Genomic DNA, 17,701 nt, shown 5'->3' on the forward strand with positions numbered 1-17,701 from the left:
TGTTAGCGTCTTTTTTATTCCGTTCCCTCTTTATAGATTTTATCTTGAGAATTATCACTCCAAGTATTCTTCTAGTTACTCTTTTAACTCTTCCTCAATCTCATAACAAGATTCATCAGCGAGTTCCCCTACTTTCTTACTCCCCAAAATGTTTGATTGAATTGGCATTCCTAAAAAGATTCTTTCGCATTTCCAAATTAGAATATTATGAAATTCAATCATCTCTTTTTCTTCATCTAATATAGCTATAGCAACTGATGAATAATAACCCACCTCAAAGGGATTCTCTTTTTCTCTTGCAAATCCCATATCTAATTCCATGTGTTTTTCTATTTATAAATGCGAATACTCTTTATGCAGTTTAAGTGATATTCGCTCTATTTCCTTCTCCATACATTGAATGTTCTCTTTTAACTCCAACGTAAACTCCTGTTCTTTATATTTTATTTTCGCCTCCTTAAACATAGAAAAAGAGAATACAATAACATATCCTCTTTCCTCAAATATATTTCATTATCTCACAGCCCGTCCTTTTCACAAATAACCATTTTGTTCGCACCATTTATGAAATTGTCCTACGTCTACTCCAACTAACACGATATCCTTTAGCTCTACATCAATGATTTGTTCTCCAATTACAATAGCAAACTGCGATGCTAATTTTGTCTTGTTTTTCTTTACAATTCCAATTCGGTTCCGATGCGGTCCATCTTTTATATATGCTTTTTGTCCTACAATATCAAAGTTCAAGATTCTCACCTCTTTTACTGCGCTCAAATTGGAAATACGATCTCCACCTCGGAAAATTTCCTTTCATTGCACTATTTCTCTATATATATGACGAAACAATAAAAGAGTCCTTCCTTCTTTACAATTATTTTTTCTTTGTTTCATTTTTGTGATTGAAACGTAAAGTTTATAATAAAATACATTTGGAAGCGCTTTCTATGTAATTTTTTATGTTATAATATATAAGTAGAACTTCGCAAAGAGGGTTAAAAAATGAATACAAAAATGATTAAAAAAGTAATTGAAGCATTAAAAGTATATGGCTTTCAGGATGTATCATTCTGTGACAAAACGAAGCAATTTTTATTTCATAACGAAACCGATATTATGAGCGGCTATGCAGAAATAACATATAGTAGTCAATTTGAAAAATTCAACGTACAAATTCATCCAATTGAAACACATCACCAAGCAGAGTTACAAGAGATTGAAAGACATATACAAGCTTGTATAAGAAAAGTGGAATATTTAAACGCACTTCTTACCGGGCAGACAAAACTAGATGATAAAATTATTATTATGTAAAAAAGAACGTGATCCAATCACGTTCTTTTTTCATTATACGTTCATCTTTTCCTTTAGTTGTAATCCTGTAACAGATTCTAATACATCCATCGATTCTCCAAATGTCATATCAAAAATTGTCTTGTCCTCTATGTATGGAAATTGTCTGAAACGCTTTTCTAACACCTTCACAGCATCTGATGTAAAGCTTGCACTATCAATGCCAAATTCTGTTTCAAGAAGAACTATCCAATCTAGCACATGAAAACCTAATCCATTGACGAATGAAATAAGTTTTTCTTCTGGGTTTGAAGATAAGAATACTTGGCGTTCCATCTCACTAAAAAGTTCTTCTCCTAAGATTTCAGCTAACTCATCATCATGTTCACGTTCAACAAGTTCTTCGTAGCCGTAATCATCCACAAGCTCTTCTACTTCTTCACTATCCTGACAAAGCAATTGACTAAGAAGTGCCTCTTTCTTAAATTCACTATTTTGTACGACTTCTAAAAAGCTCGTTTCCCATCCATTTTCTAATTTCATATTATGTACTCCTTTATATACGTTTCTTATCATCACTGTACCCAAAAGATCACTTTTATAACCTTTTAGGTAGTTACTATTATTTCATATGATTCATAACATAAGATGCAAACTCAGCTACATCTCCTTCAAAAATATTTATTTCCGGCAAGTGATAGAACGTTGTTTGGAGCGGGTTTTCTGCCTGATATACATATATCGTTTTCTCTAGTGCAATCGCCATTCCAAACTCTGTATGGCTCCCGTTTCCGCCATCTAATATAAGTAAAAATACATCCGCTTTTTTTACAGCGTTTTGTTCTGCCTGACCAATTTCTCTTAATTGTTCTTCATTCGCTACTCTTTCGTTTTTTGTCCAATCATATGTATGGTGCCATCCTGCATGTTTCAGTTCATTTGCTACGGAACGTACAAGATGTTTATTTTGGAAACCTGAGGCGATATAAAAATTCATTTATATACACTCCTTCATTATGTATGGGGAAACTCCTTTTTAGCGTTATTTGTTATAGCTATAATAAAGAACAACTTCAAAAAAAATCCCCATCTTTAAAACTTATTTGCGTTTAAATGATGGGATGCTTCATGGTCTTCTTTTATTTTTTGTTTTTTATAACTTTCATCAGCTAACATTTCTAGTTCAGCTGTTATCTCTGACTTTTCAAGCTCTCTTTCTTGCGAAAATTTCCTTGAAATATAAACAATAACACTACCAACGTACAACACAAAGCATATAATAAGTGCAGTATTTTCATAGAGACTTAGCTCCAACACAGTCACTCCTAATCCATTCGTATTTTCACGCTTCATTAATTGGAATTTCCCTATTAACCCATTTGTTATCCCGCTATTTGAGGGCAGTAAGACTCCCTCCTCAAAATTCAGTAAAAGTAAAGAAGTTAGATGTGGGATGCACCCAACTGATTAAAGTTTCACTTTATTGTAACATAAAAATATCAATTCTTGGAATCTTTCACCCTACTAAAAGAGGCATGATTGTTTCATCATGCCTCTGAAATATTTTGAATGATTGTTTTAATTGCTTCTTTTCCATTATATTTTTTTAGTGCTGTTTTATACTTCTCATTATTTTGATTCAATTCTTCGACATACTTTATAAGAGATTTTACAGTTACATCTTCTTCATATAATACGGAGGCATACCCTTTCCTTTCAAAGGACTCTGCATTTAATATTTGATCTCCACGGCTTGCAAATTTCGATAATGGAATTAAAACCATCGGCTTTTGTAATGTTAAAAATTCAAAAATTGCGTTGGAGCCCGCGCGTGAAATAACAAAATCTGTTACCGCTAATATATCTGGCAGTTCCCCATGTACATATTCAAATTGTCTATATCCATCTTTATTTTGTAAACTTTCGTCAAGGTTACCTTTTCCGCAAAGGTGAACAATTTGATACTTGTTAAGAAGTTCTGGTAATGCTTCTCGAGCCGTATCATTAATTTTTTTCGCGCCCAAGCTGCCCCCCATAATCGTAATAACTGGCTTTTTACGTGAAAAACCTAAAAATGCTAAACCTTTTTCACGATTTCCCTTCAGCACTTCTTCACGTACAGGAGATCCCGTATATATTACTTTTTCTTTCGGTAAATGTTTCGCTGCTTCTTCAAATGTAACAAATATTTTCGAAGCAAAACGAAGCGCAATTTTATTTGCTAGTCCTGGCGTCATATCAGATTCATGTAATAAAACTGGTACTCTATTTAGCCATCCTCCAATTACGACTGGTACAGATACGAAACCGCCTTTTGAAAAAATCACATCTGGTTTTAGTTTTCGAATCCTTACATACGCATCCATAACACCCTTCATTACAAGAAAAGGATCTTTTATATTTTTCAAATCAAAATAACGACGTAGCTTTCCACTCGAAATACTATAGTAGGGAATGCCTTCCTTTTCTATAATCGTTTTCTCAATACCTTGATGAGAACCAATATAAGAGATATCCCAGTTGTCTTCCTGTAAATATGGGATAATGGCTAAATTAGGTGTTACATGTCCTGCCGAACCGCCACCTGTAAAGACTATTTTCTTCATACGTCTCCCCCTTCAAGACTATAATACACTAAAATATCTTGCCTCAGGGTGAGAAAATACCATAGCCGTTACGGATGCTTCTGGCTCCATCATGAATCCTTCTGTTAATGAAATACCTATTTCCTCTGGATGAATTAAGCGAAATAGCTTTTCTTGATCTGCAAGTTCTGGACACGCTGGATAACCAAATGACACACGTATTCCTCTATATTTCGTACGGAAACGTTCTTCCATCGTCAGTTCAGGTGAGTCCGGAATGCCCCAGCGATCACGAATGAGCATATGTGTTTTTTCAGCAAGTCCTTCTGCTAATTCAAGCGCTAACGATTGAATGGCATGACTACGTAAGTAATCACCTTTCCCCTTCCACTCTTCAGCAATGTCCCGAACTCCTTCCCCAACCGTAACAGATAAGAAAGCAACATAGTCCATCTCATCTCCAATTGGGCGCAAATAATCACTTAAAGTACGATAGGGGGCCTTTCCTTGTCTAGGGAATGTGAAACGCTCTATAACACGCGTATGATCTTCTGGATCATATATTACAATGTTTTGTCCGTCGCTTTGCGCTGGGAAAAATTGATACACTGCTTTCGGCTTTAACCAAGATTGTCCTTCCTGCAATAATTCATCTATTAAATCATTTAATTCATGCGCTCTCTTATCTCCCTCTTTCAAAAGCTTCTTCACATTTCCTTTTAATCCAAGGTGATGCCCAAGTAGCATTTGTCTATTTAAAAATGGGGCGAGATGAAGGGCCGGAATATCGCGTAATACAATTCGTTTTGTTGAATCAGGCACGATAACTTCAGCCTTCGGTAATAGCTCAATTACTGCTGGAATTTCTACTTTCTTCTCCTCTTTTTTTACGATATGAAGATGACGTTCTTTTTTATCCTGTTTCATCTTCTCACGCTCTTCTTCTTTTTGAAGCTTATTAATAATATCGAGCCCCGTCATCGCATCACTCGCATAACAAACGAGCCCTTTATATGATGGTGAAATCCGATTATCTGTAAACTTTCTCGTTAACGCTGCACCACCTACAACAATGGGCACATCAATATTTGCTGCTTTTAAATCTTCAGCAGTCGTTACCATTTGTTGCGCTGATTTTACTAATAAACCTGAAAGACCTATAATGTCTGGCTTCTTTTCTTGTACTTCTTGAACAATTCGATCCGAACGTACATTAATTCCTAAATTAATAATCTCATATCCGTTATTCGCTAAAATAATTTCAACGAGATTTTTCCCAATATCATGCACGTCACCTTTTACAGTTGCTAATAACACTTTCCCTTTTTTCGCACTATCACTAGATTCCATATGTGGCTCTAAATAGCTTACAGCGGCTTTCATACTTTCGGCACTTTGCAATACTTCAGCAACAATAAGTTCATTATTATTAAATAGTCGTCCTACCTCGTCCATCCCTGTCATAAGCGGACCGTTAATAATATCAAGAGGTTTTCTTCCTTCTTCAAGTGCAAGACTTAAATCCTCGTGTAATCCTTGTTTCGTACCTTCTACAATATAATTTGCTAGTCTTTCATCAAGCGTTAACGTTTCTTGCACAACGACATCTTTCTTTTTAGCAACTCGGTAAAAATTTGTAAATTCTTCCAATGTCTCTTTCGTCGTTTCAAACAGTAATGCATCTGCAAGTCGTTTTTCTTCCTCTGGAATCGACGCATAGCGTTCTAATTTTTCCGTATTCACAATCGCGTAATCTAATCCTGCTTTCGTAGCATGGTATAAAAAAACTGAATTTAATACTTCACGTCCAGCCGGTGGTAAACCAAATGATATGTTACTTACACCTAAAATCGTTAAACACTCTGGTAACGCTTCTTTAATAAGGCGAATTCCTTCTATAGTCGCTGCCGCTGAACCAATATATTCTTCATCACCTGTCCCTACTGGAAACACAAGTGCATCAAAAATAATATCTGACGGGCGTATCCCATACTTCTTTGTAAGTAATTCATAGCTTCTTTTTGCAATTTCTATCTTTCGTTCCGCACTAACCGCCATACCGTCTTCATCAATTGTTCCTACAACTATAGCGGCACCATACTTCTGAAGAAGCGGTGTCACTTTTTTAAATCGTTCTTCTCCATCTTCTAAATTAATTGAATTAATAACAGCTTTTCCTTGAATATAAGTAAGAGCTCGCTCCATCACATTTTCATCTGTTGAATCAATCATAATCGGTACTTTTAAAACTTTCGTAACTTCTGCTAAGAAGTTTTCCATATCTTCTATTTCATCGCGATCAGGATCTGCCATACAAATGTCAATAATATGAGCATTTTTCTTCACTTGCGCTCTTGCCACTTCAGCAGCCTCTTCAAATTTCCCTTCTGCTACTAATCGTTTAAATTTACGTGACCCAATAACATTCGTTCTTTCACCCACAAATAACGGTCTCATAGACTCATCATATTGCAGTGCTTCTAATCCACTAACTCCATGTCCTTCTCTCTCATGATGGTCACGAGGCTTAAGAGGTGCTAGCGCGGATTTCATTGCTTTTATATGTTCTGGTGTCGTGCCACAACAACCACCAATAATATTAACCCATCCTTCTTCAGCAAATCGCTTCACCTTTTCAGCAAGAGAAGATGGAGATTCATGGTAATGTCCATCTTCATCAGGAAGACCTGCATTTGGATAACAAGAAATGTAACACTCCGATAAATCAGATAGTGAACGAATATGGTCCCTCATAAACTCCGGACCAGTCGCACAGTTTAACCCAACAGATAATGGTTTCATATGTTCTACTGATAAATAAAAAGCTTCAATTGTTTGCCCAGCCAGAGTCGTTCCCATTGGCTCAATCGTTCCTGAAATCATAATAGGAACCGTTTTTTTCAGTTCTTCAAATGCAGCTTGAATTCCAATATAAGCTGCTTTCACGTTACGCATATCTTGACTCGTCTCAACGAGTAATACATCAACTTCTCCTTTTAATAATCCTCGTGCTTGCCTTGTATAAGCCTCAATCAATTCTTCAAAAGTCACACCACCAGTAACACTAATTGCTTTCGTTGTTGGTCCCATCGCTCCCGCAACATATACTTCCTTCCCGCTTTCTTTAACAGCTTGCTTCGCCAAAAGTGCTGCCTTTTCATTTAGTTCTTCATCTAAATGAGACAGCTCATAATCACTTAGTACAATATTCGTTGCCCCAAATGTATTTGTTTCAATAATATCCGCTCCAGCTTCAATATAAGCTTTATGAATCTTTAAAATAACGTCTGGTCTTGTTTCTACTAAATATTCATTACAGCCCTCGTACTCTTCCCCTCCGAAATCTTCAGCAGTTAAATCCTCTTGCTGAATCATTGTCCCCATTGCACCATCTAATATTAAAATGCTATTTTTTAATTTTTCTTCTATACACTTCATCAATTAATACCTTCTTTCACTTCTTGCTTTTCTCTTACATATTTAACAAGATGTTCTGTAATTTCATACTTTAAAAATGGTGTAATAAGATAAATACCATTAAAATATTTCATCGCTGCGTCAATCAATTCTTGTGAAATGCGAATCCCTTCCTCAATTGCTGCCTCTTTCGTTTCATGTCCATCCATTCTCTCTCTTATTTCTTCAGGAAGAGTAATACCCGGCACCTCAAAATGAAGAAAATCTGCATTCCGCTTACTTACTAACGGCATAATTCCAATAAAAATAGGTTGTTCCAAATGCTTTGTCGCTTCATACACTTCTTCAATTAACTTGATATCATAAATTGGCTGAGTTAAAAAATACTCCGCTCCAGCATCTATTTTTCGTTCCATCCGCTTAACCGCTGCTTTTAAGTGCCTTACATGAGGATTAAATGCGCCGCCTACAGAAAACCTTGTCGCCGGTCCAATTGATTTCCCTAAAATTGAACGTCCACCGTTCATTTCTTTAATCATTTTAATAAGCTCAATAGAGGATAAATCATATACAGAAGTGGCACCGGGAAAATCACCAACGCGCGCTGGATCACCAGTTAAAGCTAACACTTCTTCCATCCCTAACGCCGATAAACCTAACAAATGAGATTGTAGTCCAATGACGTTATGATCTCTACACGTTAAATGCGTCAATACCGGGATATCATGCTTCGTTAATAACGCACCCATTGCCATATTAGAAACACGAGGTGATGCTAATGAATTATCTGCTAGAGTAATAGCATCTGCTCCCGCTCTTTTTAACGCTCTTGCTCCTTCAAAAAAACGCTGTGTATCTAACGTTTTCGGTGGATCTAATTCCACTACAACTGTCGTTTGTTTTTTCGCTTTCTCTGCTAGAGTGACGTGAGCCTTCGAGCGTTTCTCATGCGTATGAACTACTTTCGGCCTTTGAATCGTGTCTTTTTCTATTACAGGGGTAATATTCGCAACAGCGCGCTTCATACTTTGAATATGTTCTGGAGTCGTACCACAACAACCACCCAATAACCGAATACCTTGCTCAATAAATCTCGGTGTCATCGCTTCGAAATAAGCTGGGCTTCCCTCATATACGTAACGTCCCTCCACATAATTCGGGAGACCTGCATTTGGGTATGCTGATAAATAGCCATTTTGCGGAATCGATATCATTTTGAAAGCTTCCGTCATATGAAGCGGCCCTAGTTGACAATTCAATCCAACAACATTTGCACCGTAATCTATAAGTTGCTTTAATATTTCATTGACATCATTTCCATTTTGAGTCGTACCTGCTTCATGTAACGCTAATTGAGCAACAATTGGAATATTCGTTTGCTTACGCAATACTTTAACGGCATGAAGTAATTCAAATTCATCGTAAAAAGTTTCTAATAGTAATCCATCAACCTGTTCTTCTAGTAAAGCCTCCGCCTGTTCAAGTAACATAAACTCTCTTTCCATATCAGTCGTTGTAACAGCTCCGATATGTTTCATACCACCGATTGTTCCTAAAATTGCATTTTTATCTGCCACAGATGCTTTCGCCAGTTTTACTGCCGCTCTATTAATTTCTGTAACTTGATTTTCTAAACCATACATACGTAATTTCGCCTCATTTGCTCCATACGTATTCGTTTGAATTACATCTGCTCCAGCAGCTACATATTGTTTATGAATTGATATAATTAAGTCTGGATCAGATACATTCAATTCTTCAAAACTACTTTGCAAACCATGTGAATGCAATAACGTCCCAACCGCACCATCACCTATTACAATTCCTTTTGATAATAAATCTAGTAATTTCACGAATCTCCCTCATTTCTATCAATATAAAAAACCCCTCTTCACTTTGAAGAGGGGGACATAATCGTTCCTCCTCTTATTATGCAAAACATTCGTTTTGCAGGTATTAGCACCGTTTCAAACATTTCGTTTGAAGGTTGCCGGGTTTCACAGGGCCTTTCCCTCCACCGCTCTCAATAAGAGTTGTCTTTATTATTTTATTTATGTAGCTAAAAGGAAATGTGTTCCCCTTTTAACAATGTTTGTTAATTTTTTATAAATTTAGCATGCACAAAAGTAAAAGTCAATGACAATTGCAGAAAAATAAAAATTATTTAAAATAAAGTTGCAATTCAATTATCTTTTGTTGTAAAGTTAAAAACATAATAAAAATTTCATACGAACATTCTTATCTAGAGAGGTAGAGGGACTGGCCCTGTGACGCCTCAGCAACCATTAACATTTTGTTAATAAGGTGCTAATTCCAGCAAATTGTGAAAGATTTGACAGATGAGAAGAAGACTCTATTCAAACCGAAAGCCTTCTTCTTAGAAGGCTTTTTTTATTTTATATTCACTTAATGTTTCAATTTAAAAAGGAGGAATTTTCACATGTCAACAATCGAAACAAAACTAGCACAAATCGGAAATCGCAGTGAAACTAAAACTGGAACGGTTAATCCACCAGTTTATTTCTCAACCGCTTATCGTCACGAAGGAATTGGTAAATCTACTGGCTTTGACTATTCACGAACTGGCAATCCAACTCGCGGTCTTTTAGAACGGGCGATCGCAGACTTAGAATATGGCGAACAAGGTTATGCCTGTAGTTCAGGGATGGCGGCTGTTCTCCTCGTCCTTTCTCTATTCCGCTCTGGAGACGAACTTATTGTATCTGAAGATTTATACGGGGGAACGTATCGATTATTTTCTGAGCATGAAAAAAAGTGGAATGTTCGATGTAGATACGTAAATACACAGTCTATTAAACAAATTGAGCAAGCTATCACAACTGAAGTGAAGGCTATTTTTATAGAAACTCCAACTAATCCATTAATGCAAGTTACTGATATTGCTGCTGTCGCAACTGTAGCGAAAAGGCACGGACTACTTCTTATTGTAGACAACACATTCTACACACCTTATATACAGCAACCATTAACAGAAGGTGCTGACATTGTACTTCATAGCGCAACGAAATATTTAGGGGGACATAACGATGTACTAAGCGGGCTTGTCGTTGCAAAAGGAAAGGAACTTTGCGAGGAAATCGCTCATTATCATAATGCATCAGGTGCAGTTTTAAGTCCATTTGACTCATGGTTATTAATTCGCGGTATGAAAACGTTAGCGCTTCGCATGAGACAACACGAAGAAAATGCGAAAGCAGTTGTTGCGTATTTAAACGATGAAGACGGGGTAACAGATGTATTTTATCCAGGAAGAGGCGGCATGATTTCATTCCGCCTTAAAGATGAAGCTTGGATTAATCCATTCTTACAGTCTTTATCCTTAATTACATTTGCCGAAAGTCTTGGTGGTGTAGAAAGTTTAATGACTTATCCAGCAACGCAAACACATGCTGATATTCCTGAAGAAATTAGAACAGCAAACGGCGTATGTAATCGTCTTCTTCGATTCTCAGTTGGCATTGAAAATAGTAACGATTTAATTCAAGACTTAAAGCAAGCTATTAAACTCGTAAAAGAAGGTGTAAGAATATGAGCTATTCTATAGATACACTCTTACTACACAACCAATATAAACATGACTCGCAAACAGGCGCTGTGAACGTTCCTATTTATAACACATCAACTTTTCACCAGTTTGATGTAGATACGTTCGGAAAATATGACTATAGCAGGTCAGGAAACCCAACTCGTGAAGCTCTTGAAGATATCATTGCTTTATTAGAAGGCGGAACAAAAGGATTCGCCTTTGCATCAGGCATTGCAGCGATTTCCACTGCATTCCTCCTTCTTTCACAAGGTGATCACGTACTCATTTCTGAAGATGTATACGGAGGCACTTACCGAGTGATAACTGAGGTACTCTCCCGTTACGGTGTTTCACATACATTTGTTGATATGACCAATTTAGAAGAAATAAAACAAAACATTAAACCAAATACAAAGCTCTTTTATGTAGAAACACCTTCTAACCCACTTTTAAAAGTGACAGATATTCGCGAGGTTTCTAAACTCGCAAAGTCTATTGGCGCTCTTACTTTTGTTGATAATACATTTTTGACACCACTATTCCAAAAACCATTTGAACTTGGAGCTGATGTCGTTCTTCATAGTGCTACAAAATTTATTGCTGGTCATAGTGATGTTACTGCCGGATTAGCAGTAGTAAAAGATGCAGAACTCGCTCAAAAGCTTGGATTTTTACAAAATGCATTCGGTGCTATTTTAGGGCCTCAAGATTGTTCTCTCGTACTTCGCGGTCTAAAAACATTACATGTACGCCTCGAGCATTCAGCTAAAAATGCCAATAAAATTGCACATTATTTACAAGAGCACGCTAAAGTACAAAATGTCTATTATCCGGGATTACAAACACATCTCGGATTTGATATTCAACAATCTCAAGCAACATCAGCTGGCGCGGTCTTGTCGTTTACTTTGCAGTCTGAAGATGCACTCCGCCAATTTTTATCAAAAGTAAAATTACCTGTTTTTGCAGTTAGTTTAGGAGCTGTAGAGTCTATTCTTTCTTATCCAGCAAAAATGTCACATGCAGCACTGTCGCAAGAAGCTCGTGATGAAAGAGGAATCTCTAATTCATTACTTCGGTTATCAGTCGGTCTTGAAAATGTTAACGATTTAATATCCGATTTTGAAAATGCCCTTTCTTATGTAGAAGAACCTATAAATGCATAGAGAAAAAAGAAGATATGAGATTAGGTTTTCATATCTTCTTTTTATGCGGTTTAGTTATATTCATTTGAATTTCTTCTTTTCTTATAGTCCATAAAAAAATAAAAGTATATCATCTATTTCTAAATAATGGATTAATTGATATATTAAGAAATGAACAGGGGTGAAAATAATGGTTACTTGTGCAGATATTTTAATCGTTATCGATTTACAAAATGGCGTATGTTATAGCGGAGAGCATTTATTTGATTTACAGAACTTACTAACAAAAGTAAATAAAAGAATTTCTTCATACAGAAAATTAAATAAACCAATCCTTTTTGTTCAACATTGTGATGATGATTTAGTACCCGAGAAAGAACTTTGGACTATTCATACCGATCTAGATGTTCAAGAACAAGATTTTTTTGTAAGAAAAACACATGCAAATTCATTTTATAAAACAAACTTAAAAGAAATTTTAGATCAATTATCTGTAAATCGCATTGAATTTTGTGGTGCCCAAACAGAGTACTGTATGGATGCTACGATTAAGTTTGCCCACGGGCTGGGATACGAAAACTTTATGGAACAGAAAACAACCTCTACGTTGAATAATCCTTTTATGTCCGCAAAAGAGACAATTGATTTTTACGAGAACATATGGAATCACAGATTTTTAACGTTGCTAAAAGATGAATTTTAGAATAAATGACTACTGACTTGATTATCCTAAGATTTATCAGCCGTAATCAAATATTTCATTATCACCATAAAGAAGCGAATTACATTCAGCTTCTTTTCTTTTAACCTGTTTTATATTCTATATATATCATTATAATTCCTTTGTCATATTATTTTAAAAATTTAGTATATTCATTTGAAAGAATAAGAAAATCATGATAAAATTGTGTTACAAATATATTTATATCTTTCAATTTTTAAAACGCATCGAAATTTTCACCCAAAAATGTCATTTTACAAAAACGTGCTAATTTACCTATTTTATTTACATCAGGGTCTCTTTTCTTACAATTTCTTTACTTTAGGACTTTTTTTCTGCAACAACTATTTTCTTTTCTTTAAATTTTTGGTATGTATAGTATGGTATAATAGCTCACACGGAGGTGGAAAAGAACATGTTAGAAACCTTTCAAAAAGAATTAGAACTATATGAAAGTAATGCAGAATTATTAAAAGTGCTAGCTCATCCTGTTCGTTTATGTATCGTAAAAGGATTAATCGAGCGCGGTCCAAGCAACGTTTCTACAATGTATACTGGATTAAACATGCCACAATCTACAATTTCACAGCATTTAGCAAAATTAAAAAGCGCTAAAATCGTTTCTAGTGAAAGAAAAGGATTAGAAATTTATTACAAAGTAGAGAACGAAACAATAATTCAACTCGTTCGCGTATTATTAGGTTAGGGACTAATAATCGCAGAAAAAGAACGTATTCTATATTTTTTATCTCATATCTTTAATATAAATATATATCATGAGAGGAAATATATAATACTACATAAGTCGTATTAAAAAACAAGACACAGTATATACTGTGTCTTGTTTTTTATATTGTTACATACCGATCCAAATGTAAATGTTGCATATCTTTTGTATGTATAACAACATCAAACGAACTCCCTACTCCTCCATTTAAAATCATAGAACGAACTGCTCGATTTTGTTTTTGCGTTTCAGAAAAAGGATTCATATCTTGATGGCTCGTAAGCTGTTCTAATATCCCTGCAGCTAACAAGAACTCAGATTGTTTCTTATGCCATACTGCACTCATTCCTTGCATACTAAACATCTCCTTTAGCTCGTCCCAATGAATATGAGTAGTAAGATCCATTTCACCTGGATGCGCTAGTGGATTACGTATTAGCTTGTGCTGATAATACCCTCGCAAACTTCCTTCACGGTGTGCTGGATGCATCCATTCTTCTTTTGTGTATCCGTAATCAACTGTAATACATATACCTCTTTGAAACCATTTCGCAATTTCTTTTATATAATCCTCCATCACAATTGGTACTTCAAAACGTTGCCCTTCAGCAATATGAATATTATATTTCAATAAATAGCGACCAATTCTTTTATCTAACGGCCTACATACTTCCGAAAGGTTTCCTTCCTCTGTATATGTAATACGCACTTCATACAACATACCATTTCTTTTCTCAATTATTTCAACAGGAAATGCATCAAACAACTCATTCGAAAAAAGAATTCCCTCGAAAGAATCTCCCATTTCACTATAAGAGGTATAGTACGATACATTAGAAAATGAGCCAAGGTGCTCCTGCTGTAATTTTCTATGAAAAGGGCTCACTTCAATCATTGAATAGTTTAAATCAATAAAGGTTTTTGGAGATAATTGCTTCCATTCTTGTAAAACATCATAGGCAAACTTCCCTGTTCCTCCACCAATTTCACAAATATTCGGAGCAACTTCACCATTTTCAACAAGACGAATAAAAAGTTTAGCAAAAGTTTTTGCAAACACAGAGGATACGTTGCTACTTGTAAAAAAATCACCTTGTCTTCCAATCTTTTCACGTTCTTTCATATAATATCCATGACCTTCTGTATACAATACAAGGTTCATATACGTACTATATGAAATTGAATAATCCTTTTCTTTCCCCATCCATTCTCTTAAAATGAGCTCCATTCCCATAATGACTCCTTATTGTAAAAACGGATTATTTTCTTTTTCAAAGCCAATGCTTGTTTCTGGACCATGTCCACATAGCACCGCTGTTTCATCTGGTAATACAAATAATTTCTCTTCAATACTTCCAATTAATTCAACGAAACTTCCACCAGGTAAATCTGTTCTTCCAATGCTCATTTGGAACAATACATCTCCTGAGAATACAGCATTCGCCTCTTTACTATAATAAGAAATACTTCCTGGAGAATGTCCTGGTGTCTCAAAAATTTCAAAATTAAATGATCCAATTGTTAATGTACCTTCTGCATCAATAATATGATCCGCTGGTTTTGCTGTAATACTGCGGTTCATCATAAAAATTTGAGAGCCGTTTACAGTTGCATCTCCTAACCAATCTGCTTCTTCTTTATGTACGTACACAGGAATATGAAAAGCGCCTCTTACCGCATCAACAGCACCGATATGATCAAAATGAGCATGTGTTAATAAAACAGCCAATGGTTTTAATTGTTCTTCTTGTAAATATGTAACGAGCTTTTCACCTTCATGACCAGGGTCAAAGATAATGCACTCTTTTTGATCGTTCATTAAAATATAAGCATTTGTTTGTAATGGGCCTAACGGCATTTGTATCCATTTCATATGAAAATCTCCTCCAGTTATTAAACTTACTTTTAATGATACAACATTTCTTTCTCTGAAGAAAAGAAAGGATGCTATCTCGACAATCATTTTTAAAACATGTACAATATAAAAGAGTAAATATTCCAAAAACTCATAATAAGAAATGGGTAGACAGAGGAGGATATTGTATGGGCCTTGTTATTATTTTTACACTTGTCACTCTGTTAGCTGTATTCGCTACGCTTAGAACACTTCGTGAAAAAAACTTTTTCGCAAGCGGCTTTGCAATTGCAACTGTACTCGTTTTCGGATGGTTTACGATCATGACTGTTCTATATAACGGGTATCCACCAGCAGCTTAATTCGTTTACACTTTATTCTTCATCGAGATTTCACACAAAAAGAGGAAGGGTTCCCCTTCCTCTTTTCATATTTCACAACTTATATCATCTTCGCTTCGTATTTGTGCTTTTTTACAAGCCAAGCTCCTCCGATAACACCTGCATCATTACCAAGTGTTGCAATAGCTAACTTCGTGCTCTTTACAGCACGTGAGAAAGCATATTGCTCGAAATAGCGTTGAATTGGTTCTAATAGCGCATCTCCAGCTTTAGACACGCCTCCACCAATAACAATTTTCTCTGGGTTCAACGTACTAGAAAGGTTCGCTACAGCTAATCCTAAATAAGAAGCTACTTTTTCTACTACTTCTCCTGCTAATTCATCACCTTGTCCAAGTGCTTCAAAGACATCTTTTGATGTAATACGTCCTTCTTCAGCTAACATAGAACGCAACATGCTCTCTTTATTAGTCTCTTGTATTTTTTGCATAGCAACACGTACAATACCTGTCGCAGATGCTACTGTTTCTAAGCAACCAGACTTCCCGCAATTACATGGGAAAGCATTTTCTGTAACTACTGTAATATGTCCAATCTCACCAGCAGCACCACTCACGCCGTGTACAATCTCACCATTGGCGATTACACCACCACCAACGCCCGTACCAAGTGTCATACAAATTAAATCTTTTGCACCTTCACCAGCACCTTTCCACATTTCACCAAGCGCTGCTAAGTTTGCATCATTATCAATAACAACAGGTAATCCTGTTTCTACTTCTAATAAATCTTTTAGTGGATAATTTTTCCACCCTAAATTAACCGCTTCATAAATCATTCCAGATGCCACATGTACAGGACCAGGAGCCCCCATACCAATACCAATTAACTTGCTCTTCAATTCGCCTAATTCTTCTAGCTTTTTATCAATTGCTTTCGCAACATCAAGTGTAATATGTTTTCCTTGCTCACCTGTATTCGTAGGGATTTCCCACTTATGTAAAATTTCACCGTATACATTAATAAATGCTAATTTAATCGTTGTACCACCAAGGTCAACACCAACTAACCATTTCTCTTCCATGTTGCTTACCTACCTTTATCTAATTCTTATTTAGCTCTTTTTGAATTTCTTGCTTCAATAAAAATAAAGCTGTTTGATAGTCTTGTGGATCGATTAGCTGTGATTGATTTAATTCACGCAATTCATCTTGCATTAATTGTAAATCTGCAATTCGATCTCCCGTATAAATAATCGTACCAAATTTCTTTAGCAATTGCTGAATATCATAAATAGATACCATTTCATCACCCTCTATACTCACTTACTATAAAAAATTATAATAAGAAAACGTTCACATATTTTATTATAATCAAGAAGAAAAAGTCTCGTCAATTTTTATTTGTCTATACAAGCTTATTTATAAGTATTGTTCCTTTTTCTGTAATAATTTTTTCTATGTTTTTATCAAATGGCTCTACCGGAATGTGTTTTACCATTTGAAAATCATACGCTAATGATAGCGTTTTCCCTTTATAATGCACGAGATAACGATCATAATAGCCACCGCCGTACCCAATTCGCTCTCCTCGTTCTGTATAAGCTACGCCCGGCACAATTTGAAGATCAATTTCATCCATATTCACTTCTTCCGTAAGCCCAGGAATCGGTTCACGTAAATTCATATACACCGTTTCTAATTGATCAAAATTATTAATTTGCCGGAAAGACATCGTTCTTGTTCCTTTATTACACTTAGGAACTACAACTTTCTTTCCTTCTTCCCAAGCTTTTTCGATAATAGGATATGTATTCACTTCATTTTCCATTGAAAGAGTAATTCCAATTGTTTTAGCTTCAACCCACTCTTTTTGCGCATACAACGAAAATGCAATCTGTTCTGATAAAGTTGTATACTGTTCTTCTGATAAAGAATTCATGTGTTCTATTATTTGTTTACGTAAACGTACTTTCTCTACTTTCACACACTCTCCCCCTTACAGTGACACTTTACTCTATGCTGATAGTGTATCACTTTTAACATAGGAATCGAATAAAAAAAGAAACAG

Annotated in this window: 18 protein-coding genes, 1 pseudogene and 2 riboswitches; of the genes and pseudogenes, 6 read left to right on the plus strand and 13 right to left on the minus strand. The window is 35.6% G+C overall.

Features of this window, described 5'->3' with window-relative positions:
• Window positions 1–75 precede the first annotated feature (75 nt).
• Both BAQ53_RS26310 and BAQ53_RS20050 read right to left on the minus strand, forming a co-directional pair.
• Window positions 76–465: pseudogene (locus BAQ53_RS26310) on the minus strand (hypothetical protein).
• A 69-nt stretch (window positions 466–534) separates the two neighbouring features.
• A complete protein-coding gene (locus BAQ53_RS20050) occupies window positions 535–750 on the minus strand; it encodes a DUF3912 family protein (protein WP_001008332.1) in 216 nt (71 codons plus the stop codon).
• 252 nt (window positions 751–1,002) lie between these two features.
• On the opposite strand from BAQ53_RS20050, the gene BAQ53_RS20055 reads away from it, so the two are divergent.
• Complete coding sequence (locus tag BAQ53_RS20055; RefSeq protein ID WP_001093237.1) at window positions 1,003–1,314, plus strand: hypothetical protein; 312 nt, start codon at window positions 1,003–1,005, stop codon at window positions 1,312–1,314.
• 33 nt (window positions 1,315–1,347) lie between these two features.
• Here the strand turns inward: BAQ53_RS20055 and BAQ53_RS20060 are convergent, their stop codons facing one another.
• From BAQ53_RS20060 to BAQ53_RS20085, 6 genes are all read right to left on the minus strand, one after another.
• Window positions 1,348–1,836 carry a hypothetical protein gene (locus BAQ53_RS20060; protein ID WP_000764269.1) on the minus strand — a complete coding sequence of 163 codons (489 nt, stop codon included), beginning with the start codon at window positions 1,834–1,836 and terminating at the stop codon, window positions 1,348–1,350.
• Between the two features lie 79 nt (window positions 1,837–1,915).
• The gene (locus tag BAQ53_RS20065; RefSeq protein WP_001012347.1) at window positions 1,916–2,290 is read right to left on the minus strand and encodes a nucleoside 2-deoxyribosyltransferase; all 375 of its coding nucleotides are present in this window, start codon (window positions 2,288–2,290) and stop codon (window positions 1,916–1,918) included.
• A 95-nt stretch (window positions 2,291–2,385) separates the two neighbouring features.
• The gene (locus BAQ53_RS20070; protein WP_000817964.1) at window positions 2,386–2,646 is read right to left on the minus strand and encodes a DUF3966 domain-containing protein; all 261 of its coding nucleotides are present in this window, start codon (window positions 2,644–2,646) and stop codon (window positions 2,386–2,388) included.
• Between the two features lie 194 nt (window positions 2,647–2,840).
• Complete coding sequence (murG, locus tag BAQ53_RS20075; RefSeq protein WP_000724778.1) at window positions 2,841–3,899, minus strand: undecaprenyldiphospho-muramoylpentapeptide beta-N-acetylglucosaminyltransferase; 1,059 nt, start codon at window positions 3,897–3,899, stop codon at window positions 2,841–2,843.
• 18 nt (window positions 3,900–3,917) lie between these two features.
• Entirely contained in the window at window positions 3,918–7,316 is a 3,399-nt protein-coding gene (gene metH, locus BAQ53_RS20080) for a methionine synthase (RefSeq protein ID WP_046945819.1), read from the minus strand.
• Window positions 7,316–9,148, minus strand: coding sequence for a bifunctional homocysteine S-methyltransferase/methylenetetrahydrofolate reductase (locus BAQ53_RS20085; protein ID WP_000770349.1), 1,833 nt, complete (start codon window positions 9,146–9,148; stop codon window positions 7,316–7,318). Before BAQ53_RS20085 ends, metH begins: the two co-directional genes overlap by 1 nt.
• A 70-nt stretch (window positions 9,149–9,218) precedes the next feature.
• A riboswitch (SAM riboswitch) is annotated at window positions 9,219–9,328 on the minus strand.
• A gap of 202 nt (window positions 9,329–9,530) precedes the next feature.
• Window positions 9,531–9,641: riboswitch (SAM riboswitch) on the plus strand.
• Window positions 9,642–9,735: 94 nt separating this feature from the next.
• Between BAQ53_RS20085 and metI the strand changes: the two genes are divergently transcribed.
• The 4 genes from metI (at window position 9,736) to BAQ53_RS20105 (ending at window position 13,414) form a co-directional block, all read left to right on the plus strand.
• Entirely contained in the window at window positions 9,736–10,848 is a 1,113-nt protein-coding gene (gene metI, locus BAQ53_RS20090; RefSeq protein WP_000103871.1) for a cystathionine gamma-synthase/O-acetylhomoserine thiolyase, read from the plus strand.
• A complete protein-coding gene (metC, locus tag BAQ53_RS20095; protein ID WP_000122295.1) occupies window positions 10,845–12,008 on the plus strand; it encodes a cystathionine beta-lyase in 1,164 nt (387 codons plus the stop codon). The genes metI and metC overlap by 4 nt, the downstream gene beginning before the upstream one ends.
• A 169-nt stretch (window positions 12,009–12,177) precedes the next feature.
• Window positions 12,178–12,690, plus strand: a complete 513-nt coding sequence (locus BAQ53_RS20100) for a cysteine hydrolase family protein (RefSeq protein WP_000255614.1) — start codon at window positions 12,178–12,180, stop codon at window positions 12,688–12,690.
• A 433-nt stretch (window positions 12,691–13,123) separates the two neighbouring features.
• On the plus strand, window positions 13,124–13,414 hold the full coding sequence (locus tag BAQ53_RS20105; RefSeq protein ID WP_000894377.1) for an ArsR/SmtB family transcription factor: 291 nt from the start codon (window positions 13,124–13,126) through the stop codon (window positions 13,412–13,414).
• A 142-nt stretch (window positions 13,415–13,556) separates the two neighbouring features.
• On the opposite strand, the gene BAQ53_RS20110 is transcribed toward BAQ53_RS20105, so the two are convergent.
• Entirely contained in the window at window positions 13,557–14,669 is a 1,113-nt protein-coding gene (locus BAQ53_RS20110) for a class I SAM-dependent methyltransferase (protein WP_000525138.1), read from the minus strand.
• 9 nt (window positions 14,670–14,678) lie between these two features.
• On the minus strand, window positions 14,679–15,308 hold the full coding sequence (locus BAQ53_RS20115; protein ID WP_208906193.1) for an MBL fold metallo-hydrolase: 630 nt from the start codon (window positions 15,306–15,308) through the stop codon (window positions 14,679–14,681).
• A gap of 170 nt (window positions 15,309–15,478) precedes the next feature.
• Here BAQ53_RS20115 and BAQ53_RS20120 point away from each other — a divergent pair, with 170 nt between their 5' ends.
• A complete protein-coding gene (locus BAQ53_RS20120) occupies window positions 15,479–15,652 on the plus strand; it encodes a DUF2759 domain-containing protein (RefSeq protein ID WP_000524852.1) in 174 nt (57 codons plus the stop codon).
• A 79-nt stretch (window positions 15,653–15,731) separates the two neighbouring features.
• On the opposite strand, the gene glcK is transcribed toward BAQ53_RS20120, so the two are convergent.
• From glcK to BAQ53_RS20135, 3 genes are all read right to left on the minus strand, one after another.
• Entirely contained in the window at window positions 15,732–16,715 is a 984-nt protein-coding gene (gene glcK, locus BAQ53_RS20125; RefSeq protein ID WP_000391701.1) for a glucokinase, read from the minus strand.
• A 19-nt stretch (window positions 16,716–16,734) separates the two neighbouring features.
• Window positions 16,735–16,935, minus strand: coding sequence for a YqgQ family protein (locus tag BAQ53_RS20130; protein ID WP_000253699.1), 201 nt, complete (start codon window positions 16,933–16,935; stop codon window positions 16,735–16,737).
• A gap of 103 nt (window positions 16,936–17,038) precedes the next feature.
• On the minus strand, window positions 17,039–17,617 hold the full coding sequence (locus BAQ53_RS20135) for a 5-formyltetrahydrofolate cyclo-ligase (protein WP_000861927.1): 579 nt from the start codon (window positions 17,615–17,617) through the stop codon (window positions 17,039–17,041).
• Window positions 17,618–17,701 lie beyond the last annotated feature (84 nt).

The organism is Bacillus sp. B25(2016b) (assembly GCF_001679765.1).
Classification (GTDB): domain Bacteria; phylum Bacillota; class Bacilli; order Bacillales; family Bacillaceae_G; genus Bacillus_A; species Bacillus_A thuringiensis_K.